This window comes from Shewanella sp. LC6, assembly GCF_006385735.2.
Lineage (GTDB): Bacteria > Pseudomonadota > Gammaproteobacteria > Enterobacterales > Shewanellaceae > Shewanella > Shewanella xiamenensis.
Map to the genome: position 1 here is coordinate 3,262,743 of NZ_CP043902.1, position 24,930 is coordinate 3,287,672.

Sequence of the window (24,930 nt, forward strand, 5' to 3'; positions counted from 1 at the left end):
CACATAATTAATATAATTGGTATTAAGCCAAAGCGATAATCAATTTGCGCCTAAGGCCAAACTCAAACAAGCCGATGGTACAGAGCAAGCGCTGGCCATGGTGAAACAGGGGGATGAATGGCAGGCTTTAGTGCCCGCAGACTTGCCCCTCGCCAGCAGCAATGCGGGGCTGAGTGAAATCGAAGTTACAGTCCAGACTCAAGTCGATGGCCGCCCAGTGCTGCGCACGGTGAAAACCGCCTTTAAGTCCTATGTCAATTCCGCCAGCATCAAACCAGAAGTATTGACCATCTGGGATAAAGGCGTGCCAAATCAAGTCAACTTTGAGCTAACTGTCGCCGAGGCGGGACGCTTTGGTTTGAGTGGCGTGCTCACGGGCACCAATGCCGAGGGCCAAAAGGTCGCGATCATGCGCACCCAAGCGGCGACTTGGTTAACGCCCGAATCCCCCAAACTCAAGCTGATGTTTGACCCCAAACTTATCCAAGCCTCCGGTCTACAACCGCCCTTTGAACTCAACGAGCTAGAGCTGCAAGACCAAGGGCAAATGGCACGGTTAAGTTTTCAGGCCAACGCACTGGTGCTTACGCGCTAACTCAATTTAGCCTAACCTATTTCTCCCTTCCCAACCGCTTTGAGTGCCCACCTTGGGCACTCTTTTTTTACCCGTCATCCGAGTTTGTGCTGCCAAGCCAAGCGTTTACCCAAGCGAAAGTGCAATTATCGCGCAATCCCCCAACCCTGTGACAACACATGGGTATCAGCACAACATGCTGTCACAATTTCAAGATAAAATTTACATTGATTATAAAAGCTTACTTCTTTTAAATAACAAGGAGTCTAGGCATAATGCCAATGTTTTGACGCAAAACCCCATAGCAACATATGCAAATGGAATATAAAAATAACAATGGCTAACGGCACCGCGATTCCTCCGCCTTAGTCGATGCTCAAGCAATGGAAATCCTATGAGTGACAGCACATTTTTTTTTGGTGAATGGCAAGTCAATCCCAGCGCCAACAGCCTACTCCTTGGTAAACAAGTTAAACAACTTGAACCTAAGGCAATGGATGTGTTGTTATTTCTCTGCCAAAACGCCGGTGAAGTGGTCAGCAGTGACGAAATTGTCAGCCATTGCTGGCCTGGGGTCGACACGGGCGACAATCCACTGCATAAGATTATCAACCAGTTACGTCGCGCCTTAGGCGATAGTGCCACCGAATCCCGTTACATTGAGACCATTCGCAAACGTGGTTATCGCACCTTAGCCGAGGTGCGCTTTCCCGTCGGCCACGAGGCCAGCGCCACGCCACAAACTTGGCAAGGTGGTTCGCCGTTTCCAGGCCTGCAAGCCTACAGCGCCAACTATGCCGACGTGTTCTTCGGCCGTAGCGAACAAATTAGCACGTTGCTGAATCGCATTAGCCAGCAAATCCATTTTGGCCGCGCCTTCTGCTTAATTTTAGGCCCCAGTGGTAGCGGTAAATCCTCCTTAATTAATGCCGGCGTATTGCCTAACCTCATGGCCGCCAATGGCTTTAATGGCGTTGGGGTTGTGGCCTATAGCAGCCTCGATTTTGCCGATGTCAGCAAGGGACAACTGCTCACCGATTTGGCTAGCGCCATGCTCGACTGGGAACTAAACGACACCCCAGTATTTGAGGGCATGAGCGCAGATACGCTTGCAGCCAAGCTTGAGCAAGATCCGCAGAGCATTGTCGAGATATGCAAACAAAGCCTTAAAAATCATGCTTATGCGACGCCACGCTTTAGCTTATTTATCGATCGATTAGAGGTGCTATTATCATCGCCGCTGTTTAGCGACGCCGAGCGCAGTGCCTTTATCGAGTTGTTAGAGCGTCTTGCCACTTCCCATGCGGTGTTGATTCTAAGTGCCTGTCGCAACGATTTTTATCCGTTGCTGGTCAATTACCCCAGCCTGATGGCGGGCAAAGCCCGCGGTGCCCATTTCGACTTAGCGCCGCCCACGCGCACCGAGCTGTTGCAAATGATCCGCCTGCCGGCGATTGCCGCCAATTTAACTTGGGACATTGACAGCGACACCGCCATGCCGCTCGATGAAATGCTCTGTAGCGATGCCGCCAGCAATCCAGATGCGCTGCCCATGCTGCAATACACCTTACAGGCGCTGTATTTACAACGCAGTGACGATGACAAACTATTGGTCTCTGTGTATCGCACCTTGGGCGGCATCGAAGGCGCTATCGGTAAAAATGCCGAGCAGGCCATCTCCCATTTAACTGAGGCCGAAAAAGCCAGTCTGCCGCGGATTTTGTCCCTGTTAGTCACCCTGCGTGAGGATGAAAAATCCATCACCAGCCGCACCGCCCGCTGGTCGCAGTTGCAAAGCGCGGCCGAAACCGCCCTAGTGCAAGCCATGGTCGATAGCCGCTTATTTGTGTCCCATCTGCAAAATGGTGAACCCTGTTTTAGCATCGCCCACGAAGCCCTGCTGCGCCGCTGGCCAAGGGCGACGGCGTGGATCAGCGAACATAACGACAGCCTCAGTATTAAGAGCCGACTACAGCATTTATCCCAGCGCTGGCTAAGCGAAGCCAAACACAGCGCCTATTTGCTGGCCGAGGGTAAACCCTTAAAAGAGGCCCAAAGCCTTAGGCAAAATCCCTTATTTGACTTAGACGAGCGAGAAACCGACTTTATTGCCGCCTCCAGCAAACGCGCCACTATGCTGCGCTGGACGAGACGCATCACAGTCGCCCTGCTGTGCGTACTCACCTTAACCTCGGTCATTATGAGTGTTCGCAGTATCGAAGCCGAAAAGCTGGCCCAGCAAAAACGCCTCGCCGCCGAAGATCTACTCGGGTTTATGGTGGGTGACTTCGCCGATAAGATGCGCGGCATCGGCCGGATGGACTTACTCGATGGCATCAGTAATAAGGCATTGGAATATTTCACGGATTTCTCCAGCCAAGACGATGAGAAGTACTTAAGCTTCGATGCCCGCTTCCAACATGGGCAGACCTTAGAGGCCATGGGCGAAGTCGCCTATTCACGCAATAAAATCGATGAAGCCCGCAGCGCCCTACTCGCCGCGCAGGAAAAAATGCTGCCGCTGCTCGAATTGCAGCCAGACAACTTAGCCCTACTAAAAACCTTAGGTGCCAATGCCTTTTGGTTGGGACAGCTTAAATATGATGTGAGTGATTGGGCCGCATCGCGCCCGTTCTTCGAGCAGTACTTAGCCTATAGCCAAACCATGTATGCCCTAGCGCCAGAGGATAAAGATGCGCTGATGGAGCTGTCCTATGCCCATAACTCGCTGGGTTCTGTTTCCATAAACCAACAGGAATTTGCTAACGCGCAGCAAGATTTTGAGGAGTCATTACGATTAAAGCTATTGGCACTGGCCAAAGCCCCCGAAGATAGCCAACTGATTGCCGATGTGGCCGATACTCGTTCTTGGTTAGCCAGCGCAGCTGTATCACAAGGAGATATAAATACGGCTATCCAAATCCATGAGGAAATACAAAAAACCTTGGCAACCAAAAATCTTGAAAAACAACCTTATTTGCTCGATAGGCTCACAGGAAGTTATCAAAACATCGCCACACTTTTAAGTTATCAAGGTCGCCTAACAGAAGCGTTGAATAAAGCCTCTTTGGGACTTGCTACTATTGAGTTTGCATTTAAACAAGACCCTGAAAATGAGCGTTGGAAAAGATTAAAATATTATTCTTATTCACAACTTCTTGAATTAAGCACAAGTAAAAGCCAATATTTGGAAATTGAAAAATCAACTAACATCAATTTTGATGACAAATCTTTATTGGTCAAGTCCTCAACATACAAAGATATCTCTGCAAAAATCTTCTTATCCGAAGCAAAACTCATGCTAAATATTGGGAACTTAAATGAGAGTTTGCGACATGCAAAATTAGCAACCGAATCATATAGAGAATTAGTAAACGATTTTAATCAAGAAATCACCTACATAGCAAACCTTGCTATAAGTGAGTTACTACAAGCTAGCATCTATAAAAAACTTGGCCAATCACCTTACAGCATCGAGTTATGTAAAAAGGTAAAACAACAAATAAAGCCTTTTACTGAAAAAAACAAAGACCCAATATTTATGATTTCCTATGCAAAATCGCTAGATTGTTTAGGGGAACTTGATACACATAAAGAACTTATTCTTTTTTTAGAAAAAAAAGATATTAAAAATATTCGATTCTAACCACAGAAGGAAAATAAACATGACGGCACCACAAGGCTTTGCACAATTTATTAAAGTGAATGTCACCCTAGAAAATGGAGAACCTGTATTTATCTATACCGATGCAAACGGGCAGCAGTGCCCAGGTGATGTGACCATTACTCAAGCGGGTACTGTAACTTACCTGCTCAATGACCAAACCGGTAAAGGGCTAAAATTTGTCGGTGTAGGTTTTGTGACCCCGTTTGATGAAATTGTTGATGCAGTCACCATCAGCAGCGATGGTATGTTAGTGCAACTTGTTGACCTAGATAGAACCCCAGGCACCACTAAATTCCAATTTGTGTTGAGTAATACAACAAATACCTTACTTGTGTTAAGCCCAGATCCGCAAGTTATCAATCATCCTAAAAACTGAGGTCTACAGCCTTAAAAGCGGGGACAGCCATGTCTTTTTGTGCTTTGTCCCCTCTTCTACTAGTCTTTAAATTATCTTCACCTTGTCTGTTTGGAGCGGATAATGACCTCGGCCAGAAGAATGCTTATCGATGCCAATACAACACCCTTCTATCATGTGATTAATCGCTGTGTCAGAAGGGCTTTTCTGTGCGGTGAGGATAAACTCACTGGCCGCAGTTATGAGCATAGACGTGGCTGGATTGTCTATAAAATCAAAGCATTATCCACCATCTTTTGTATCGACATTTGCGCCTATGCAGTGATGAACAACCATTACCATTTAGTGCTTAAAATTGATGTCGAGAAGGCCAAATCGTTAACGCAAAAAGATATTATCAGCCGCTGGTGCCAAATCACTAAAGGCCATGCCATTGCCACTAAGTATATGAATGGTGATGCATTAATCGACGGCGAACGCATGTTACTCGATGCCTTAATTGCCGAGTGGCAAGAGCGATTAAGTAGTATCTCTTGGTTTATGCGATGCTTAAATGAAGAGATCGCCCGTAAAGCCAATCGAGAAGATGAGTGTAAAGGCGCCTTTTGGGAAGGTCGTTTCAAATCCCAAGCGTTACTAGATGAGCAAGCTTTACTGGCGTGTATGATGTACGTAGATTTAAACCCCATTCGAGCAGGGATTGCCGATTCTTTGCAATCCTCTGATTTTACATCGATTCAAGAACGTCTAAATGCACTTTCCCCTAACAGCGTCACACCACTGATAACCCAACCCCCTGTAGATAACACTCAACCATTACCACGCAAATCCCTTGCAAAATTTGAGGGTGCAACGCATCTCCATCAGCAAACGGGCATCCCCTTTCATTTTGCCGATTATCTTGAGCTTATCGATTGGACTGGCCGCGCCATCCGCCATGATAAAAAAGGCTTTATCGATAACCTACGACCTAAGTTGCTTAATGAGTTAGGGATTGCATCCGATGCCTGGTTACTTTCAGCCAAGGAGTTTCGTCGCCAGTACAGTGGTGTAAGCGGTCGATGGGATGCAATGTGTGCATTTAAACACAAGCAAGGTGGCAAATGGTGCCGAGGAAAATCCCATAGCCAAGCACTACATCCCGAGCAAATTAATGGACTTACACTGCGTTAAATTGCCCCAATAACAAATATTCGACTCAATCTTAATGCTTAAGATTGGGGGCTATCTAGTCTCAATTTTGCGAGATGTAAACAAGCGCCTAGCTAACCATGATCCTAATTGCAGACAAAACGACTCAGAAGGCAAAATTTAAAACATTTAAAATCAAATAATTACACCAGAAGGTAAGCAGAAGGTATCTTTTCTTCCACCAGAATAAAGTCATCCTCAGAAAAGCGCCTAGCGCAGATGATTAAAGTTCACGGAGAAAGATAACAATGACAAACTCACCGAAACTGGCTCGCCAACAACCCGCCTTATCTATTGTCGATGATGCTGCATTGCCCGCAACTCAACCTGCAAAGAGTGCCGAGCTACCGCTGAACTTTTTCGAGCATTCTTCCCTCGAGACAATTGAGCTCTTTATTCAACATTTAACCGAAGCCGTGATCTTAGTGAATGCCAATGGCTTTATCCGTTCGTGCAATCAGCGCAGTGCTGAGCTGCTCGATTGCCCGCAGGCGACTTTAAAGGGCCAAGACTGGCGCAATTTTTTGACCGAACATCATCAAGCGCGCTATGACAATCTCCTGAGCCACGATGTGCAATTAGGCACCAACTGTGGTCACCCCGTGCAGCACCCAGCGCAGGAAACCACACTGATCTGCGCCTCTGGCAAGGCCAAAGATGTGGAGTTGTCTATCTCTTATATTCCCAGCCATGAACCTGTGTTTGTGATGGTGATGCACGATTTAACTCAGCATAAGGCGGAAAACCAAAAGCTGCGCAAGTTGGCCGCAACCGACTCCCTCACCCAACTGGCGAACCGTCGCTATTTTGATGAAATGCTGCAACAACACTGGGAAGAATGCACCGCCAAACTGCGTCCTATCAGCGTAGTCATTATCGATGTGGATTATTTTAAGGTGTTTAATGATCAGTTTGGTCATATCCAAGGTGATGAATGCCTTAGAAAAATTGCCAAAGTGATCGCCACTATTGTGCCTATCGACATCGGTCTTGCGGCCCGTTACGGCGGCGAAGAGTTTGCGCTGATCCTACCTAATCACAATGCCAAAATGGCGCTGACCATAGCGCAAAAAATTCAGCAAGGGATTAATAATATTCGTTTTACTGACCAAGGGCTCAGGGATTATGTCTCGGTAAGTGCCAGCCAAGGGATTGCCAGTGAAGTCAATGGCCAGTTCCGTACCTCACTCGCCATGGTATGCGCCGCCGATACCGCGCTTTACCGCGCCAAGGCCGATGGTCGCGATAGAATTAATACCTCGCTGTGATGATATTTGTCTGAAATAAAACCAAAGGTTTATGCATGACATAACCACAAGGATGTCACCCATGAAAACCTCAAAAAACATTTGTTTAAGCTCGAATAACTTAGTTCAAGACCTCGCTCAAGAAACATCAGAAAATACGGCTAAAGTCGTTTTATTAGGCACGAAAACACTCGATATTTTCACTTGGCAAGCTTGGATAAAAAACCAACATGGAGGACTAGTATTTCAATATTGTTGTGAATTTAATCATACGGGCTTTATTGTGAAGATAAATGCACTTGGCAATATTGAATCGGTTGTTAATAGCCGATTATTATCGATTGAAATGGCTTCGATGTCAGGTGGTTTAAATGATGATTATTGGCATTTATTATCCATCAGCTACCAATATCATAAGCTAAAATGTTATATCGATGGCGATGAAATCGAAGTTCAACAGCAAATTATCCCTTTAACAGATAACCGTGTATTAAAGGCTATGTCCAATAACGCATTATCTTTTGAAGGAGAAATGACTAACATCAGTTTAATTGAACACTACTTAACAGACTATCAAATCCTAAATTATTATCTGCAACCTGATAGTCAGTCATCTATCACCGAAAACAATATTTATACTGCACAAGATAAACATTCCCTAAAAAACATTCATTCAAACCCACTTAACTCAACAAGGCAAGATGTGATGCTAGTTATTTTTAATGATACTAAATATAAATTCATTAAAAACAATCTAACCACAAATAATTTCAAAAAACAGCTATCTAATATTATTCCAGCCAATGATCGTTGTGCTTATATAATTGAATCAAATAATCAAAATTGGCCACACTTTATTTATCATGCTAATTATTTTTACGAAGAGGATCCCGATATTGCGTTAAATTTTGATATATTAAAATCTCTCACACCTAATCGTTCCCGTGTTCATTTGCAGCTTACCAACGAACTGACATTTGATTGCTTTATCAGTCAATCTACTTCTAGTCGATTAATCGCCGAAATTCGTATCAGTGAAAATACCGATTTTACGCTAGCCAAACACGCTCTGCGCTTTATTAAGGATTATTAAAATCCTAGGATTGATCGTTGCTCGCTCCGACAAGCGGATGAGCACTTAAAGACTGAAGCTATCCCCGTTATAGCCTGGGTCATGAAAAGCCCCCTTCGAAACAGCTAGTTTGCACGATACCCAAAGTACAGTCGAATACCTCGCTAGCCTAGTTAGATATTTTAGGGCAAACTCAGCGTCCTTACCCGTTGGACTGTTTCTACAGTACTGGACTGTACGCTAAAGGTGACACATGAATCCACCTCCTACTTTGGCCTTGCTCTTTGCCCTATTGGCTGCCACCTTAATGGGCACGATTGGCGTATTCGCACGCTTTGCAGCTCTGCCAGCCGAACATATTACCTTTTACCGCCTGCTACTCGGCGCGCTGTTTTTAATGGTCTATATGTTGTTAACGGGAAAAAGACAGCAAATTCGCCATAAACCGAGCAAACGCACCTTGATAAATGGCGCTATGCTCGCCGGATTTATGGCTTTTTATATCGAGGCTATTCAATACACTCAAATGGCAACCGTGATTATGATCATCTACCTCGCACCTGTGGTAGCGTCACTCTTTGCGCACTTTGTGTTTAATGAAAGACTCAACCGATTCAGTATGGCAAGTGTGGTACTCGCCTTAGCAGGCTTTATATTAATGCTCCCCGTGACATCGAGCCAATCGCTATATGATTCTGAAATATTGGGATATTTTTATGCATTACTGTCGTTACTGACCTATAGTGGCTTTATCCTAATCAACCGCAAACCGAGTGTCGCCTCGCCCTATCAAAGTACGCTGGTACAGTTAGGTGTTGGCGCTTTATGCCTACTTCCCTTAGTGTTAACCACACCCTTAGTACCCAGCCTGAATCAATTTGCTTGGCTGCTGGCAATTGGGTTCTTTCCGGGATTTTTAGCTATTCTGTTTGCAGTAAAAGCTCTAAATCAATTGCCATCAATCACCTACGGCACACTCTCCTATGTGGAGCCTGTGGTGGTGGTCACTCTGGCGTGGTGGTTATTTAATGAAACATTAACCGCACAGCAATTGATAGGTGTGGCACTGATAATGCTGGCGGGTATAGCACAAGGTTGGTTAAGCCAATACAAAGCCCTAAAAAGCCCTGAAAATCCCTCTGTTTGCCACCATGAATAAATGAGTAAAATATAAACTAAATCTTTTTGATAGGAGCATCACTTGAAAAAACTACTCTTAATGATCAGTGCTTTGGTCCTGACAGGCTGTCTAGGAATGCCTAACTAACCTCAGATCTGGTTAAGCCAGCACTAAATTAGAGCTATCTAACAGTTCAAGCTCCTGAGCTGTTAGATTTAACGATGGCTTTTCTTCTTTTAAACAATATGCAATCAATCCACCAAGTAGATTGAGCATGAACCCATGCTCGCTGCGGTGTCTTGAGTGTTCAATATAGGAAATGTTCTTCAATTGGTCATTCACTGTTTCAATGATGAATCGCTTTTTTAAGATTGCTCTATCCCATAGAGAAATAAACTTTTTCTTCATGTTCTTACGAACTGTGGTGATTAACTCAACGCCCTTTTCCAAAAGCTCACCTGTTAGGGCTTGGCTAATATAGCCTTTATCACCATAAAGCTTACCAAAAAGAGACTCAGCCATTTCACTGACAGGTTGCCTGTCATCGACATTACCTTTCGTCAGTTTTAACGCTACAATTTCACCCAAGTGATTGATAATAAGATGCAGTTTAAATCCAAACGACCAGCCCATAGTTCCCTTTCCATGTTCGGCAATGCCTTCAAAAACCTTATTTCGCTTCGCTCGAATAATATGACAGACTTCAATTTTAGTGGAGTCGACAAACTGAATTCCCGTTGGCTTTCCAAGCTTTGAAGTCAGATAGCTACACATAGGGACAACGACGCTAGGCATTAATGCAAGGAAACGAGTGTAGCTCAACAACTCTGGAAAATAGGGTTTTAGCTGGCGACAAACATAGTGCAGATAATAATTTTTGAAATCTCGGTAATGTGATTGATGGAAATGAATGATAATGGTCATCACTTCTGCGGGAGAAAGGCGACAAGGTCTATTACGCTTCATTTCACCATTATCAAGCAATAAGCGTTGCCAATGTGGGATAAATAACTGACAGAAATCATCGACATCACAGTAAGTTTCAACTAGTTTGTTCATGCTCGTTCCTTTTTCTAATCACTCTTGGTCGAATGATCGGATCAGGGAACGAGCATTTAGTTCCTTTTGGGAGCTAAATTCTTATCCGAAGCTCAGGTTAACTACGTCGAACCCGTTAAAGATTTTAAACTCGACCGCTATTTAGGCAAATGGTACGAGATTGCGAGGCTTGACCACTCCTTCGAGCGCGGATTAACCCAAGTTTCTGCCGAATACAGCCTTAAGCCCGATGGCGGCGTTAAAGTCATTAATCGGGGCTATTCTGCCGCCAAACAGGAATGGAAAGAAGCCGAAGGTAAAGCCTATTTTGTGAATGGAGAGAACGAAGCCTACTTAAAAGTCTCCTTTTTCGGGCCGTTTTATGGTTCGTATGTAGTCTTTGGGCTCGACCAACAAAATTATCAATACGCCTTTATCTCGGGGCCAGATACGGATTATTTATGGCTACTAGCCCGAACTCCAACCGTGTCCCCTGAGGTGATTAAGCAATTTGTCGACATGGCGAGCGCCCGCGGCTTTGACACTGACAGCTTGATTTATGTCGAACAACAAGCCGAGGCAAAACAATAACCGCTAAGCCGAGGCTAACACTCAAGGTAAACACCATAAACAAAAACGCCGCTCAATAAGCGGCGTTTTTTATCTGATCACTTAAGGCTATTTAAAACAAGTAATTAGCCTTCGATGCCCTTGCTCGCGAGGAACTCATCATAGGTGCCCTTGAAGTCATTCACGCCGTTAGGAGTAATTTCAAGGATACGGTTGGCCAGTGACGATACGAATGCACGGTCGTGACTCACAAATAACAAGGTGCCTTCGTATTTCTCTAAGGCGTTGTTTAAGGATTCGATCGATTCCATATCCATGTGGTTGGTCGGTTCGTCGAGCATCAGGATATTTGGTTTTTGCATGATGAGCTTACCAAATAACATACGGCCCTTTTCACCACCCGAGAGCACTTTGACAGACTTTTTAATGTCGTCGGCGCTAAACAGCATACGACCTAAAATACCGCGTACCGCTTGGTCGTCATCTTCAGGTTTACGCCACTGGCTCATCCACTCAAAAAGCGTCATGTCGTTAGCAAAATCAGACTCATGATCCTGCGCGTAATAACCGATATTGCTGTTTTCAGACCATTGGATATGGCCTTCATCCTGTGGAATATCATGGATTAAAGTACGCAGCAGGGTAGTTTTACCCACACCGTTCTCACCGAGGATAGCGATACGCTCACCCACTTCGACAATCAGGTTTAAGTCTTTAAACAGTGGCGTGTCATAACCTTTCGCCAAATTCTCAACCACTAACGCATTACGGAACAGTTTCTTTTCCTGCTCGAAACGAATGAATGGGTTAACACGGCTAGAGGCTTTAACTTCATCCAGCTTGATCTTATCGATTTGACGGGCACGAGAAGTCGCTTGTTTTGCCTTAGAAGCGTTAGCAGAGAAGCGCGCAACGAAGGTTTGTAGCTCAGAAATTTGCGCTTTCTTCTTGGCGTTGTCAGCCAGCAAACGCTCACGGGCCTGAGTCGCTGCTTGCATATATTCGTCGTAGTTACCTGGGTAAACACGCAGTTCACCGTAGTCTAAGTCTGCCATATGGGTACAGACTGAGTTTAAGAAGTAACGGTCGTGCGAAATGATGATCATGGTGCTATCGCGTTGGTTCAAGACGTCCTGTAACCAGCGAATAGTGTCGATGTCCAAGTTGTTGGTAGGTTCGTCGAGTAGCAGTACATCAGGATCGGAGAACAGCGCCTGCGCCAATAATACCCGCAGTTTTAAACCTGGGGCGATTTCAGACATTAGACCGAAATGGCTTTCGATACCGATACCTACGCCAAGTAGCAGTTCACCAGCGCGAGATTCGGCGGTGTAACCGTCCATTTCGGCAAATTCCATCTCAAGGTTTGCCACGGCAATGCCGTCTTCTTCGCTCATTTCAGGTAAAGAATAGATACGGTCACGCTCTTGCTTGACCTTCCACAGTTCACGGTGGCCCATGATAACGGTGTCAATCAGCGTGTATTCCTCGTAACCGAATTGGTTCTGGCTGAGTTTACCCAGACGCTCATTGACGTCTAAAGATACGTTACCGCTGCTCGGCTCTAGATCACCGCAAAGGATCTTCATGAAGGTTGATTTACCGCAGCCGTTCGCACCGATAAGACCGTAACGGTTACCGCCGCCGAATTTAACTGAGATGTTTTCAAACAGTGGCTTAGCGCCAAACTGCATGGTGATATTCGCTGTTGTGATCAAAATGAACTTCCAAATCGAGTAATATTGGCCAGACTATTGGCAGTGCATATAAGCATAAACCAATTTCCACCAGCCTGAGGGGGTAAAAATAAACGTGGCACTATAGCAGTTTGGGTTAAATTATCAACTAAAAAGGCCCCGTTAGCCGCGAATGCTTAAGCGATTCTGAGCCATGTAACCCAAAGATAACTGTTTATTTAACCTGAATTTTTACAAATACAACCCAAGATAATCCTATTGGATGACAACTGAATTAACATTGCATTTTTAGCCAGACAATCCAAATACCGCCCACTGAACTGGGCGGTATTTGTAAGCCCCCGCTCACTCGCGGGCCGATAAACAATACCAATACGTTACAGTTTTTGCTGTCTTAAACGGTTCGCATTGGTGACCACAGTTAAAGAAGACAGCGCCATCGCTGCCCCGGCAATCACAGGGCTTAACAGCATCCCTGTGAGCGGATAAAGCACGCCCGCCGCCACTGGGATACCTAAACTGTTGTAGATAAAGGCCCCAAACAGGTTCTGTTTAATGTTGCTAATGGTCGCGCGGGAAAGTGCCAATAAGTTAGCAATCACTATCAGCTGATGTGACAACAGTGTCATATCCGCGCTTTCGATCGCCACCTCTGTACCCGATCCCATAGCGATCCCCACATCGGCGCTCATCAAGGCGGGCGCATCGTTGATACCGTCCCCTACCATGGCAACCACATGGCCTTGCTGCTGTAAGGCTTTAATATGCTGCTGCTTTTGTTCGGGTAACACACCCGCAATCACTTCCTCTATGCCTACTTGAGCTGCCACCGCCTGCGCCGTTTGTGGATTATCTCCAGTCAGCAGCACTACTCGAATGCCCTGTGAGCGTATTGCACTAATCGCTTCTTTCGCATCGGCTTTTATCGGGTCGGCAATCGCGATAGTGGCCACTAACTTACCCGCCTTGGCGACATAAATCGGTGTTTTACCCTGTTTGGCAAATTGCGCGGCGGCTTCTACCGTAATACCTGAGCTGCGGCCTGCCACCCCCTCCCCTGAAGGCACATCAAATGCCGCCATTAAGGCTTGATTCCCCACTAAAAAGTCGGCGCCATCGACTCGCCCTTCGATGCCCTTACCTTGATGATTAGTAAAAATCTCGGTTGCGGGCAATGGAATCGAGGCTTGCTTAACATAGCTGACCATTGCGCTGGCCAGCGGATGCTCTGAATGCTGCTCAAGACTGGCGATAGCGCCAAGCAGTGCGCGCTTGTCTTCATCACTGAATTTTTGGTCATTAGGAGCTTGGTCATTACCTTCAATCCAATGGATATCAGTCACTTGGGGTTTACCCTGAGTCACTGTGCCAGTTTTATCAAGCACCACACAATCGACCTTGCTGGCGCTTTGCAGTGCTTCACCATTTTTTACCAATACGCCCATTTGAGCGGCGCGGCCAACGGACACCATGATAGACATAGGTGTGGCTAAGCCTAAGGCACAGGGACAGGCGATGATCAGCACGCTGGTGAGCACCACAAGCGCATGACTGAGCGCGGGTTCTGGCCCAACAAAATACCAAATCGCCGCTGCGAGTAAGGCGATAACCACAACTGTTGGTACAAACACCGCCGAAATTTTATCGGCCAGACGACCAATCGGCATCTTAGAGGTTTGCGCCTCCTGCACCAGTGCGATGATTTTGGCAAGGCGCGTATCCTGCTGCCCAGCGGTCACTCGGTAGACTAAACTGCCGTTACCATTGACAGTTCCCGCGCTCAGATTATCCCCAACATGCTTTGGCACCGGAATAGGTTCGCCCGTTAGCATGGCCTCATCGAGTAATGACTGGCCGGACTCCACCACGCCATCGAGTGCGACCCTGTCGCCGGGGCGAAGTCTGAGTTTATCCCCCAGTTTAAGCTGGTCGATTTCCACCTCTTCATCGCCATTGTCGCCAATACGAATCGCAGTGGAGGATTGCAGGCCGAGCAAGCGCTGCACCGCTTCGCTGGTTTTGCCCCGAGCTTTGAGTTCGAGGGCATGGCCTAAGTTAATCAAGCCTAAGATCATCACGCTAGCCTCAAAGTACACGTGGCGAGTGTCCATTGGAAACGCACTCGGGATAAGCACCACCAGCATGGAATAGATCCATGCCGTGCTGGTGCCTAACACGATTAAGGTATCCATATTGGTGGTTTTGGCTTTAAGCGCGCGCCACATTCCCTGATAGAAATGGCGCCCGGTACCGACTAAAAGTGCTAAAGTGAGTAAGCCCATAATGCCCCAGCCAAGCTGCATGCTAGGGCGATTAATCATCATTTCACCGCCCAGTAATCCCCATAACATCATAGGGATACCAACCGCGAGCGCAGCGATAGCCTGACGCATCCGCAGGCGATACTCCACCGCATCTTCGACCCGCTTTTCCTCTGCGGCCGCCTTTGCGTCCACGATCAATTGAGCGGGATAACCCGCCTTATCCATAACAGCCAGCGCCGCATCACTGCTCATCTTGCCATCGACAGTCACTTGCTTATCGGCGAGATTGATACGGGCACTCACATTCGGCTCGGCCGCAAAGGCCTTTTCAATTTTGGCCACACACCCTGCACAATTCATGGTGGCGACATAGAGTTTTATCTGCGACATGGAAGATCCCTCACTTGAACTTAACCGCTATAGGATTAAGATAAAGTCTCCCATCACGGGAGAGTCAAGGGTGTTTTTGTGGCAAGTATCACACTTGTCTGCACGAGTCTTTAGAACAGATAAGAACCGAGGTCAGTATGAAAATTGGTGAAGTCGCGAAGCACACAGGGTTAAGCGTCAAAAGCATACGCTATTACCACGATATCGGTCTTGTCTGTGGCGAGCGTAACGAGGCGGGATACAGGGTGTATCGCCATCGGGATATCGAATCGCTGAAATTTGTCCACCAGTGCCGCGACTTAGGTTTTAGCCTTGAGGATTGCAAACTCCTGCTTGGTTTGCGTAATAACGATAGCCGCAATGCCGAAGATGTGAAGCAACTCACCCGCAACCATTTGGCCTATGTTGAGGATCAAATTGGTAAATTGCAGAATCTTCGTAGCCAGTTACAGCAAATGGTCAGCGAGTGCCAAGGCGGCGAACAGCCCCACTGCGCCATTATTGATAGCCTTAACCACCAGCATTAACCCAGCCATAAAAAAGCCTGCTTGGATGCAGGCTTGTTTATGGGGTTGTCACTCATACCAAGGTGTTAGCGCTTTAGCGCAGCCACATTATCTAGCTGCAACGCTGGCAATTTACCCGCTGGTGTAAATGAAAACACTTGCCCATAAAAGGCTAACTCGGTTTCCAATCCCGCCGCTTTATGTTCTGGCGTGCGTCCATCACTTGCGTCATCGCCATAATCGATATAGGCCGTCGGCACACCTTTGGCTTTAAGGGCATCATAGATTTGTCGCGACTGCGCCGTCGGTACAATCTTGTTTCTCAAGCCTTGGAAAATCAGCAAAGGTTCATTCAAACCATCTAAGTGATTGAGTGGCGATAACTCGCGGTAGCGTTCCTTCTTCTCTGGATAGGGGCCGATAAGTTGGTCTAAATAACCCGACTCAAACTTATGGGTTCCCTTAGCGAGCTGCTCAAAATCGCTGATCCCCTCATAGCTCACACCCGCTTGAAACACATCATAAAACGCTAGCGAAGACATCACAGTTAAGCCACCGGCGCTGATGCCGCGAATCGCTAACTTATTGGCGTCTACCCAGCCCTTAGCCACTAAATACTTTGCAGCATTAACCGCATCCTCTACATCGCTTTCACCCCATTTGCCATAAAGGCTTTGGCGATAGGCGCGGCCAAAACCACTGCTGCCGCGAAAGTTTAAATCCAGCACCGCAAACCCGCGGCTGGTCCAAAACTGGATTTCACTGCGATAGGCCAGGGAAGCCCGCGCCGTCGGCCCGCCATGTAGCATCACGATAAGCGGCGGCCTTGTGTCGTGGGGCGCCACGTAATTAGGGTTCACAGGGCTGTAAAAATAACCATAGGCCTGCTGATTTTTACCGGTAGCGAAGGCAATATTTTTCGCCCGCGAGACATAGTTGGGATCAAGATTCGCGAGCGCTGGGGCGTACACAAGCTCAGTGCCACGCCCAACAACGCGATAAATACCTTTCTCTGGTGTTGCCTTAGCGCCAACAAAATAAACACCATCTTCGCCCTTTACCACCTGAGTGATCTCAGCAAAATCAACGGCAAGAGATTCGGTCAATCCGGAATCTAAGTGCATACGCAGCAATGCGGCTCGATTACCTTCAACGTAGCTCGCGATGAGAGTCGAAGCATTTTCAAAGGCATAATTATGGTTACCTAAACGCCAATCCGGCACCGCAAACTCGGCATTTTTACTCAAAACAGGCTCTAGGGTTTCCCTAGGGGTGACGCGGTAAATGTTCCACCAGTTACTGAGATCGGACACCACATATAATTTACCGTCTGGGCCAAATAACGGCTGAGTCACCGAAGAGTCCTCTGGCGTACTCACCTTGCGAATATTTTTTAATTGACCTTTGCGGTCAAGATCCACAAGCCAGAGCACACTCTTATCCCAAGGCATATAGGGATGTTCCCAAGTAATCCAAGCCAGTTGGGTGTTATCGGGTGAAATAGTCGGGGAAGAAATAAAATCATGACCCGTAACAAAGGTATCGCCTTCACCGGCAAAGTTAAGATTGATAGTCACCAGGCTCGCTTTCGGTTCGCCGCCCTGACGGTGATCTTCACGCACGCAAATAATCCGTGAGCCCTTAGGATATGCCACACAAACGGCATGACGGGTACCATTGGGAGTTAACGGCAATGGTGGCTGATTAGGCGCAAAACGGTAAAACAGCTGATCCTGCAATTTAGTGGCAAATAGGCTCTGACCTATGCCCAAAAACGCCGCACCGCCATACTCATGCACAGTAGATTTAACATTAAAATCAGGAGGAACCACTTCAGTGACCTTGCCAAGATCATCGAGACGCTTGATACCAACTTTGCCTTGGGCACGTCCGCTCGATTCTGCAAAATAAATCGCATTACCTACACTTTGTAGTTCAGCAATATCATCGGTTCGTTGAAAAACCTCAGCAGCAGACAAAGGTGATTGCCAGCTGCCATAGGGTGCAACTTTAATGTCGCCGCTTTCCTTGGCAGATTGATCTTTTGTATCCGTACGCTCACACCCGCCGAGTAGCAGTAACACTGCACTTAGCAAGAATGGAAAATAGCGTCCTAACCCCATTGTGTTCCCCAAGTTTGCAAACTAAAACAAACCGTAAATATGCAAATCCCCTTAAGGGCTTATTTTTTGACTTTTTTAACAAACCATTTCAGTACGCTAGCTTGTTGTACTTGCGTCAGACCAAAGTAAATACAAATCCAAGGTGATAACAGAAAAAACCACGGGATCACGGCGAACGAACGACCACTGAAGAGAAGAAAAAAGAAGCCTCCGTAAATCACTATGACTCCTAAGGCACCGACAATCAGCATCATCCGCTTGGTAATTTTTTCCAGCCAAAGGGCTTTATCCTGCCATGACATTCAGATAATCAACTCCAATACGATAATGTCAACTCTATTTGTAAAGTTATGTAAAAAAGTAGCGTGCGATTGTTGAAGGATAGCCAGTAAATGTCAACCTCCGAACAACTCTTACCCAAGCGAACAGACTAAAAAAAGAGAGCTAACTTTAGCCAACAAAAAACCGAGCAAACGCTCGGTTTTGTTTAATATCAATAAGATACCATGTTACAGACGGATACCGCCATCCACTTCAAAGACACGACCATTTACATAATCGTTTTCGATGATAAAGCGTACGGTAGAGGCTATCTCCTCCGCTTGGCCTAAACGGCCAACGGGCACAAGCTTCTCTAAACGCTCTAAGGCTTCAGGTTTCATTGCCGCTGTCATTTCGGTGGCAATCACCCCGGGTGCTACCGCCGCGCTACGAATATTGTAACGCGCCAGCTCTTTTGCCCAGCCCACAGACATCGCCGCGACACCCGCTTTAGAGGCCGCGTAGTTAGATTGTCCTACGTTACCCGCTTTAGCTAGGCTAGAAATGTTCACAATCACCCCTGCTTGACCCGACTCGATCATCGCCGCAGCCGCCTCACGGCCACAAAGGAAGGTGCCAGTGAGGTTAACATTGATCACCGATTGGAATTGATCGAATGACATACGGTCAGTCACTTTGCCGTCTTTGGCTTTGACTAACATACCATCACGCAGGATGCCGGCATTATTCACTAATACGTTGATTTTGCCAAAATCTTCCAATATGTAAGCAAAGCCTGCGACCACATCTTCTTCGTCGGTAATATCTAGCGCATAACCTTGGACTTCTGTGGATGAGCCTAAATCGGCACAGGCGCGTTCTAACTTTTCTTGATCCACATCGATAAGTGCCAACTTAGCACCCGCCTGCGCAAAATTGTGCGCCATCGCTAAGCCTAAACCACCCGCGCCGCCAGTGATGACGACAACCTTATCTTTTAAATCCATCTGGTTATCCCTTGTTTATCTATTTTTTAAGTGGTGCAAATTGTTCAAAAATACTGGAGAAGTCTCGGCGACCATTACCTTGTCGTGCATGATTCACATACAAGCTGCGCGCGAGTGAGCCCATGGGTGTACTCGAATTGCTCAATAATGCGGCTTCTTGGGAGAGGCCGAGATCTTTAACCATCAAATCTACCATAAAGCCGCCCTGATAGCCCTTAGAAGAAGGCACATTCTCCATCACGCCCGGACAAGGATTGTACTTTTCAAGCGCCCAGTTACCACCGCTGCTGACCTTCATAATGTCAGACAGCACTTTAGGGTCGAGACCATGGTCAATCCCCATTTGCAACGCCTCAGAAGTACCGACCATCAACACAGATAACAGCATGTTGTTGCAGATTTTAGCGACCTGACCGGCTCCTGCGCCGCCCGCATGGAAAATATTCTTGCCCATGGCATTGAGTACGGGTTGCGCGCGCTCAAAGGCGATATCCGAACCGCCACAAATAAAGGTTAAGGTTCCCGCCGCAGCCCCCGCCGTGCCGCCCGATACTGGCGCATCGATAAATTCGATACCACTCTTAGCCGCTTCGGCTGCCACCAATTGAGCGCTTTGGGCATCAATGGTCGAGCAATCAATCAGCAAGGTATCGCCAGCGACTACGTCGAGTAGCCCCTTCTCACTACCATTGCCTAAGTATAAGTTTCTGACATGCTTGCCCGCGGGCAACATAGTGATCACCACATTAGCTCCCGCCGCGGCGCCGCATGCCGTGCTCGATACTAAAGCGCCTTGGTCGGCCAAGGCTTGCATGGCGGCAGGCACTAGGTCGAAGACACGTACCGTCATGCCCGCTTTTAATAAATTGGCCGCCATTGGGCCGCCCATATTACCTAAACCGATAAATGCTACTGTACTCATGCCATCACTCCTGTGTTCTGGTGTGTTTATTATTCCAGATAGTTGTTATTCCAGATAAAAATGGCAGGCAAAGTGCTAGCTTTACCTGCCATCGATTGGCTTAGCTTAATTGGCTTAAGGGATGTTCCTCTCCCCAAGGTGAGGTCAAAATGTCCTCGATAACGCTGTTTGGCACAGATTGCACATCGGCAAATTGCCATTTGGGCTGTCTGTCTTTATCAATCAGCAGTGCCCGCACGCCTTCACAGAAATCACCCTTAGCACAAGTGTTAACGCTGACGGTTAATTCCCATTTAAAACATTGTGCTAGGCTCAGTTTGGTGCCGAGTTGGGTTTGAATATACGCCAAATGCCAACTGATAGGGCTGCCCGCCAACATAGTCGCGCAGGCTTTATTTAACCATGCTTCATCGGTGCTTAAGGTCGACATACGGCTGACGATATCGGTTAAACTGCCCGCCATCAGCCTATCGATAATCTCTTGGCTCTCGGCCAGTAAACTATCGCCTTTAGGAATATCAACTTGGTTCGACAGTTCGTTGATCATCGAGTCGAGTCGTTGATGGTTCAGCGCTGGCGTGTCGCTCCAATCTAGAGTCGCCATGGCATCGAACATCAGCTCTTTGTCGTCACGATTTAGATAATGATCGGCAAGGCCAACGTAACAGGCATCGGCGGCGTTCATTTGATAGGCCGTTAAGCCTAAAAACAGCCCCATTTTGCCCGGCATGCGGTTGAGGAAATAACTGCCGCCCACATCGGGATAAAGCCCGATGGTGACTTCAGGCATAGCGATACGAGAGGTTTCTGTCACCACTCTATGACTCGCGCCCGCCATCAGGCCGAGACCACCGCCCATCACTATGCCATCACCCCATACCAGCACAGGTTTGCCAAAGGTATGTAGTAGATAATCGAGACGATATTCTTCTTCAAAGAATACTTTTGCGACCTCAGTCACCTGTCCCTTAGCAGCAACTGAGGCGTGATATAACGCCCGCACATCGCCACCCGCACAGAACGCCTTTTCTCCGCTGCCATCGAGTACCACACAGGCGATTAACGGATCTTTTTTCCACAAATTGAGCTGCACCGTCATGGCTCGAACCATATCGAGATCCAAGGCGTTGAGGGCTTTTTCAACATTGAGCGTCACCACCCCAACTAATTTACCTGAGGCGGTGGCTAAGGTTTGAAAAACCACATTTTGTGTGGTGGACGTGTGTGCAGCCTTATCTACTAAATTTGTCATTAGCGGTTCTTCCAATCAGCTTTACGTTTTTCCAAAAACGCGTTCACGCCTTCGGCCTGATCTTCAGTATCGAACAAACCGACAAACAGTTCACGCTCTATCGGTAAGGCTTGGCTACGCGGCATTTGGCGCCCCGCTTGGATGAGTGTCTTACAGGCGGTGACGCTGCTTGGGCTCTGATTCGCCACTTTGGCGGCCAGTGCAATCGCCGCATTTAAGGCCTCACCCGTTTCAACCACTTCCTCGACTAAACGCAAATTCAGCGCTTGGGCGGCATTCACCCGCTCACCGCAGAGGATCATGCGTTTTGCCCAACCTTCGCCCACTAAAGCAGTGAGGTTTTGGGTACCGCCCGCACAGGGCAGCAGGCCAACGGTCGCTTCAGGCAATGCCATCACGGCTTGGGTTTCGGCGATACGAATATCACAGGCCAGCGCGACTTCTAAGCCGCCGCCCATGGCATAACCGTTAATGGCGGCAATCGACACGCCGCGGAACTGGCTTAAGGTTTCAAATGCTTCGCCAAAGTGTTTTGCCATGCTCGCCGCATTGCCCTTATCACCGTCGCTAAACAGTTTTAAATCGGCACCCGCGGAGAAAAACTTGTTGCCCTCGCCAGTTAACACCAGCGCGTAAATGTCCTTGTTAGCATTAAGCTCCAGCACTTTGGCCTTGAGCGCCTGTAAACTCTGGGCGGTCCAAGTATTGGCCGGCGGATTGTTCATGGTCAGAATGGCCGTGTGGCCTTCAATACGCTCAACTAAATAGTCCATCTGTTTCGGCTCCCTTATATTTCCAATCTGTTATCGCCAAATCCTACAGTCCAATTAGGGCAGCTTAAAGGATTTGTCCGGCATTTTCGTCGAGTAAACGACGGGCGATAATGAGGCGCATAATCTCGTTAGTGCCCTCTAAAATCTGGTGTACACGAACATCACGGAAGTGACGCTCTAACGGATACTCCCTGATATAACCATATCCGCCATGAATTTGCAGCGCCGCATCGCAAACTTGAAAACCCACATCAGTAGCAAAGCGCTTCGCCATCGCACAATAGGCGGTCGCTTCTGGATCGCCACTGTCGAGTTTAAAGGCGGCCAGACGCACCATTTGACGCGCGGCCACTAATTCGGTCGCCATATCGGCAAGCTTAAATTGCAGCGCTTGGAAGGCTGCCAGCGGCTTACCGAATTGCTGACGCTCGTTCATATACTGGGTTGCACGCTCTAGAGCCGCCTGCGCCGTACCGACAGAGCAAGTAGCGATATTGATACGGCCACCGTCTAAGCCTTTCATCGCAAAGGTAAAACCTTGGCCTTCTTCACCGAGTAGGTTTGCAACCGGCACGCGCACGTTATCAAAGGTGACTAAGCGCGTCGGCTGCGCGTTCCAGCCCATTTTATCTTCAGCTTTACCGTAGATAATGCCTTCACTGTCAGCAGGAATGGCAATAGCCGAAATCCCCTTTGGCCCGGCTTGACCCGTGCGGCACATCACCACCAGCAATTCAGTTGAACCTGCACCCGAGATAAACATCTTAGAGCCAGATACCACGTATTCATCACCCTCACGCACCGCTTTGGTTTGCAGTGAAGCCGCATCCGAGCCTGCGCCGGGTTCTGTTAAGCAGTAAGAGGCGAGCATTTGACCCGTGGTCAAAGGCTCAGACCAAGTTTGACGCAGAGTATCAGTACCCCAAGTGGTGACCATCCAAGTGGCCATATTGTGAATCGTCAGCATGGCCGTTGTGGCTGTACAGCCCTTTGCCAGCTCCTCAAAAATAATCGAGGCATCTAAGCGTGATAAGCCCATGCCACCTTCCGACTCGGGGGAATACAAGGAGCAGAAACCCAGCTCACCGGCTTTTTGGATCACATCCTTCGGGAAATGATGTTCTTCGTCCCATTTGGCGGCAAAGGGGGCGAGTTCATCCGCCGCGAACTGGCGGGCTAGATCGGCAAATTGGCGTTGGTCTTCGTTGAAATTAAAATCCATTTGGCTCTCCTATGACTCTTTGGCCATTTCTTTCGTCAATATCTTTTGTGTAATACACAGTGAATTTATCAGCAGGCTTTCATCAATGGACGCCAACTGCGCCACGTTTAGACTGAATCACCTGCTGTTTCACAATGCGTTTAAACTGTTTTTTAAACCGCTTAGCGCAAGTTAATGCTCATATTAGGGCCAGCTGCCACCGCAATGTCCGACTCGAACCAGCGGGAAGTAATGGTTTTAGTTTCAGTGTAGAAACGTACCGCTTGCTTACCGTAGGCGTGTTGGTCACCATAGAAACTGCCCTTCCAACCCGTGAACGAGAAGAAAGGTAATGGCACTGGGATAGGCACGTTAATACCGACTTGGCCAACTTCGATTTCGTGTTGATATTTACGGGCTGCGGCGCCACTTGCGGTAAAGATAGAGGTACCATTGCCGTATGGGCTGGCGTTAACCAGTTCGATGGCCGCTTCTAAGGAGTCTGATTCCATGCAACACAGTACAGGGCCAAAGATTTCTTCTTTATAGATGCTCATATCGGTCGTGACCTTAGTGAACATGGTTGGCCCGACCCAGTTACCTGACTCATAGCCCGCCACAGTAAAATCGCTGCCATCGAGTAAACACTCTGCGCCCTCTTGCTTACCTTGGGCGATAAGTTTGAGCACGCGCGCTTTAGCGGCAGGGCTGATCAGCGGGCCGTAGCCGGCTTCTTTATCGTCCCATAAACCTGGGCGAACCTTCGCCAGTGCTTCTTTGAGTTCAGGGATCCACTCTTTAGCCGCGCCGACAAATACCGCGACAGAAATCGCCATACAACGCTGCCCCGCCGCGCCGACCGATGCGCCCACTAGGTTGTTGATCACTTGCTGCTTATTCGCATCAGGCATAATCACACAGTGGTTTTTCGCCCCAGCAAAGGCTTGCACGCGTTTTAAGTTATCGGTACCAGTTTTGTAGATGTATTGACCTACAGCCACAGAGCCGACGAAGGAAATAGCCTTAACCGCAGGATCGGCCAGCAGGATATCCACCGCCGTTTTATCACCATGGATCAGTTGCAATACGCCCTTTGGCGCGCCCGCTTCGACAAACAGCTCAACTAAGCGCTGCGGCGTCATTGGGTCTTGCTCTGATGGCTTAAGGATAAAAGTGTTACCACAGGCAATCGCCAGAGGGAACATCCACAGGGGGATCATTGCTGGGAAGTTAAACGGCGTGATGCCCGCACACACACCCAGAGGCTGAGTGTAGCTGTAGGTATCGATTGAACGCGCGACATTCTCAACGGTTTCGCCCATCAGTAATGAAGCAATGTTGCAGGCATGTTCGGCCACTTCAATTCCACGCCACACATCGCCCTTGGCATCTTCAAAGGTTTTGCCGGTTTCTTTGGCAAGGATAGTCGCCAGTTCGTCGTGGTGTTCTTTAAGTAAGTGTTGGTAGCGCAACATGACACGGGCACGCTCAGACACAGGTACTTCTTTCCACGTCTTAAAAGCCGCCTTAGCACTAGCAATGGCCGCATGGACTTCATCGGTCGTGGCGCTATTGATAACGGCAATCGGCGCGTTATTGGCAGGATTAGTCACCACGTGTGATGTTCCTGTGCCTGTGGTGAATTCGCCATCGATGTAATGCTTAACTTGTGTGGTCATGTTGCAATCCTTTTCCTTGTT

Annotated in this window: 19 protein-coding genes and 1 pseudogene; 9 read left to right on the plus strand and 11 right to left on the minus strand. The window is 47.7% G+C overall.

Annotated features, from left to right (window positions below):
* Positions 1 to 10: 10 nt before the first annotated feature.
* The 7 genes and pseudogenes from FJD32_RS14750 to FJD32_RS14780 all read left to right on the plus strand — a co-directional run.
* Positions 11 to 595 (plus strand): annotated as a pseudogene (locus tag FJD32_RS14750) (DUF4785 domain-containing protein); the annotation flags it as partial.
* Between the two features lie 373 nt (positions 596 to 968).
* A complete protein-coding gene (locus tag FJD32_RS14755; protein ID WP_055646970.1) occupies positions 969 to 4,220 on the plus strand; it encodes a winged helix-turn-helix domain-containing protein in 3,252 nt (1,083 codons plus the stop codon).
* Positions 4,221 to 4,239: 19 nt separating this feature from the next.
* Positions 4,240 to 4,617, plus strand: coding sequence for a DP-EP family protein (locus FJD32_RS14760; RefSeq protein ID WP_055646971.1), 378 nt, complete (start codon positions 4,240 to 4,242; stop codon positions 4,615 to 4,617).
* Positions 4,618 to 4,719: 102 nt separating this feature from the next.
* Positions 4,720 to 5,769: a transposase gene (locus tag FJD32_RS14765; protein WP_088585801.1), complete on the plus strand. Its 1,050-nt coding sequence runs from the start codon at positions 4,720 to 4,722 to the stop codon at positions 5,767 to 5,769.
* A gap of 266 nt (positions 5,770 to 6,035) precedes the next feature.
* The gene (locus FJD32_RS14770) at positions 6,036 to 7,055 is read left to right on the plus strand and encodes a diguanylate cyclase (RefSeq protein WP_047539132.1); all 1,020 of its coding nucleotides are present in this window, start codon (positions 6,036 to 6,038) and stop codon (positions 7,053 to 7,055) included.
* 61 nt (positions 7,056 to 7,116) lie between these two features.
* Positions 7,117 to 8,127 carry a hypothetical protein gene (locus tag FJD32_RS14775; RefSeq protein WP_088585802.1) on the plus strand — a complete coding sequence of 337 codons (1,011 nt, stop codon included), beginning with the start codon at positions 7,117 to 7,119 and terminating at the stop codon, positions 8,125 to 8,127.
* A 232-nt stretch (positions 8,128 to 8,359) separates the two neighbouring features.
* Positions 8,360 to 9,265, plus strand: coding sequence for an EamA family transporter (locus FJD32_RS14780; RefSeq protein WP_088585803.1), 906 nt, complete (start codon positions 8,360 to 8,362; stop codon positions 9,263 to 9,265).
* Between the two features lie 120 nt (positions 9,266 to 9,385).
* Here the strand turns inward: FJD32_RS14780 and FJD32_RS14785 are convergent, their stop codons facing one another.
* The gene (locus tag FJD32_RS14785; RefSeq protein ID WP_088585327.1) at positions 9,386 to 10,285 is read right to left on the minus strand and encodes an IS982 family transposase; all 900 of its coding nucleotides are present in this window, start codon (positions 10,283 to 10,285) and stop codon (positions 9,386 to 9,388) included.
* Between the two features lie 66 nt (positions 10,286 to 10,351).
* Between FJD32_RS14785 and FJD32_RS14790 the strand changes: the two genes are divergently transcribed.
* Complete coding sequence (locus tag FJD32_RS14790; protein WP_140907341.1) at positions 10,352 to 10,855, plus strand: lipocalin family protein; 504 nt, start codon at positions 10,352 to 10,354, stop codon at positions 10,853 to 10,855.
* 104 nt (positions 10,856 to 10,959) lie between these two features.
* Here FJD32_RS14790 and FJD32_RS14795 read toward each other — a convergent pair whose 3' ends face one another.
* Together FJD32_RS14795 and FJD32_RS14800 are read right to left on the minus strand one after the other, a co-directional pair.
* The gene (locus FJD32_RS14795; RefSeq protein ID WP_080612461.1) at positions 10,960 to 12,552 is read right to left on the minus strand and encodes an ABC-F family ATPase; all 1,593 of its coding nucleotides are present in this window, start codon (positions 12,550 to 12,552) and stop codon (positions 10,960 to 10,962) included.
* 356 nt (positions 12,553 to 12,908) lie between these two features.
* Positions 12,909 to 15,185 (minus strand): heavy metal translocating P-type ATPase, encoded by a 2,277-nt coding sequence (locus FJD32_RS14800; protein WP_088585805.1) that lies wholly within the window; start codon positions 15,183 to 15,185, stop codon positions 12,909 to 12,911.
* Positions 15,186 to 15,322: 137 nt separating this feature from the next.
* On the opposite strand from FJD32_RS14800, the gene FJD32_RS14805 reads away from it, so the two are divergent.
* Positions 15,323 to 15,712: a MerR family transcriptional regulator gene (locus tag FJD32_RS14805; protein ID WP_055647778.1), complete on the plus strand. Its 390-nt coding sequence runs from the start codon at positions 15,323 to 15,325 to the stop codon at positions 15,710 to 15,712.
* Between the two features lie 65 nt (positions 15,713 to 15,777).
* On the opposite strand, the gene FJD32_RS14810 is transcribed toward FJD32_RS14805, so the two are convergent.
* From FJD32_RS14810 to FJD32_RS14845, 8 genes are all read right to left on the minus strand, one after another.
* Complete coding sequence (locus FJD32_RS14810; RefSeq protein WP_140907342.1) at positions 15,778 to 17,814, minus strand: prolyl oligopeptidase family serine peptidase; 2,037 nt, start codon at positions 17,812 to 17,814, stop codon at positions 15,778 to 15,780.
* A gap of 59 nt (positions 17,815 to 17,873) precedes the next feature.
* A complete protein-coding gene (locus tag FJD32_RS14815; RefSeq protein ID WP_055647776.1) occupies positions 17,874 to 18,116 on the minus strand; it encodes a hypothetical protein in 243 nt (80 codons plus the stop codon).
* 207 nt (positions 18,117 to 18,323) lie between these two features.
* Entirely contained in the window at positions 18,324 to 19,082 is a 759-nt protein-coding gene (locus tag FJD32_RS14820; protein ID WP_055647775.1) for an SDR family oxidoreductase, read from the minus strand.
* A gap of 19 nt (positions 19,083 to 19,101) precedes the next feature.
* The gene (mmsB, locus tag FJD32_RS14825) at positions 19,102 to 20,004 is read right to left on the minus strand and encodes a 3-hydroxyisobutyrate dehydrogenase (protein ID WP_055647774.1); all 903 of its coding nucleotides are present in this window, start codon (positions 20,002 to 20,004) and stop codon (positions 19,102 to 19,104) included.
* Between the two features lie 100 nt (positions 20,005 to 20,104).
* Positions 20,105 to 21,256 (minus strand): enoyl-CoA hydratase/isomerase family protein, encoded by a 1,152-nt coding sequence (locus tag FJD32_RS14830; RefSeq protein ID WP_037416857.1) that lies wholly within the window; start codon positions 21,254 to 21,256, stop codon positions 20,105 to 20,107.
* A complete protein-coding gene (locus tag FJD32_RS14835) occupies positions 21,256 to 22,029 on the minus strand; it encodes an enoyl-CoA hydratase (protein WP_037416854.1) in 774 nt (257 codons plus the stop codon). The genes FJD32_RS14830 and FJD32_RS14835 overlap by 1 nt, the downstream gene beginning before the upstream one ends.
* Positions 22,030 to 22,093: 64 nt before the next feature.
* On the minus strand, positions 22,094 to 23,251 hold the full coding sequence (locus tag FJD32_RS14840; protein ID WP_055647773.1) for an acyl-CoA dehydrogenase family protein: 1,158 nt from the start codon (positions 23,249 to 23,251) through the stop codon (positions 22,094 to 22,096).
* A gap of 161 nt (positions 23,252 to 23,412) precedes the next feature.
* On the minus strand, positions 23,413 to 24,909 hold the full coding sequence (locus FJD32_RS14845; RefSeq protein WP_055647772.1) for a CoA-acylating methylmalonate-semialdehyde dehydrogenase: 1,497 nt from the start codon (positions 24,907 to 24,909) through the stop codon (positions 23,413 to 23,415).
* Between the last annotated feature and the right edge of the window lie 21 nt (positions 24,910 to 24,930).

Excerpts from the sequence above, each read along its gene's own strand:
- FJD32_RS14785 (WP_088585327.1), bottom strand. The coding sequence starts at position 10,285 with ATGAACAAACTAGTTGAAACTTACTGTGATGTCGATGATTTCTGTCAG.
- FJD32_RS14840 (WP_055647773.1), bottom strand. The coding sequence starts at position 23,251 with ATGGATTTTAATTTCAACGAAGACCAACGCCAATTTGCCGATCTAGCC.
- FJD32_RS14830 (WP_037416857.1), bottom strand. The coding sequence starts at position 21,256 with ATGACAAATTTAGTAGATAAGGCTGCACACACGTCCACCACACAAAAT.
- FJD32_RS14755 (WP_055646970.1), top strand. The coding sequence starts at position 969 with ATGAGTGACAGCACATTTTTTTTTGGTGAATGGCAAGTCAATCCCAGC.
- FJD32_RS14770 (WP_047539132.1), top strand. The coding sequence starts at position 6,036 with ATGACAAACTCACCGAAACTGGCTCGCCAACAACCCGCCTTATCTATT.
- FJD32_RS14815 (WP_055647776.1), bottom strand. The coding sequence starts at position 18,116 with ATGTCATGGCAGGATAAAGCCCTTTGGCTGGAAAAAATTACCAAGCGG.
- FJD32_RS14780 (WP_088585803.1), top strand. The coding sequence starts at position 8,360 with ATGAATCCACCTCCTACTTTGGCCTTGCTCTTTGCCCTATTGGCTGCC.
- mmsB (WP_055647774.1), bottom strand. The coding sequence starts at position 20,004 with ATGAGTACAGTAGCATTTATCGGTTTAGGTAATATGGGCGGCCCAATG.
- FJD32_RS14805 (WP_055647778.1), top strand. The coding sequence starts at position 15,323 with ATGAAAATTGGTGAAGTCGCGAAGCACACAGGGTTAAGCGTCAAAAGC.
- FJD32_RS14775 (WP_088585802.1), top strand. The coding sequence starts at position 7,117 with ATGAAAACCTCAAAAAACATTTGTTTAAGCTCGAATAACTTAGTTCAA.
- FJD32_RS14810 (WP_140907342.1), bottom strand. The coding sequence starts at position 17,814 with ATGGGGTTAGGACGCTATTTTCCATTCTTGCTAAGTGCAGTGTTACTG.
- FJD32_RS14820 (WP_055647775.1), bottom strand. The coding sequence starts at position 19,082 with ATGGATTTAAAAGATAAGGTTGTCGTCATCACTGGCGGCGCGGGTGGT.
- FJD32_RS14765 (WP_088585801.1), top strand. The coding sequence starts at position 4,720 with ATGACCTCGGCCAGAAGAATGCTTATCGATGCCAATACAACACCCTTC.
- FJD32_RS14800 (WP_088585805.1), bottom strand. The coding sequence starts at position 15,185 with ATGTCGCAGATAAAACTCTATGTCGCCACCATGAATTGTGCAGGGTGT.
- FJD32_RS14845 (WP_055647772.1), bottom strand. The coding sequence starts at position 24,909 with ATGACCACACAAGTTAAGCATTACATCGATGGCGAATTCACCACAGGC.
- FJD32_RS14835 (WP_037416854.1), bottom strand. The coding sequence starts at position 22,029 with ATGGACTATTTAGTTGAGCGTATTGAAGGCCACACGGCCATTCTGACC.
- FJD32_RS14760 (WP_055646971.1), top strand. The coding sequence starts at position 4,240 with ATGACGGCACCACAAGGCTTTGCACAATTTATTAAAGTGAATGTCACC.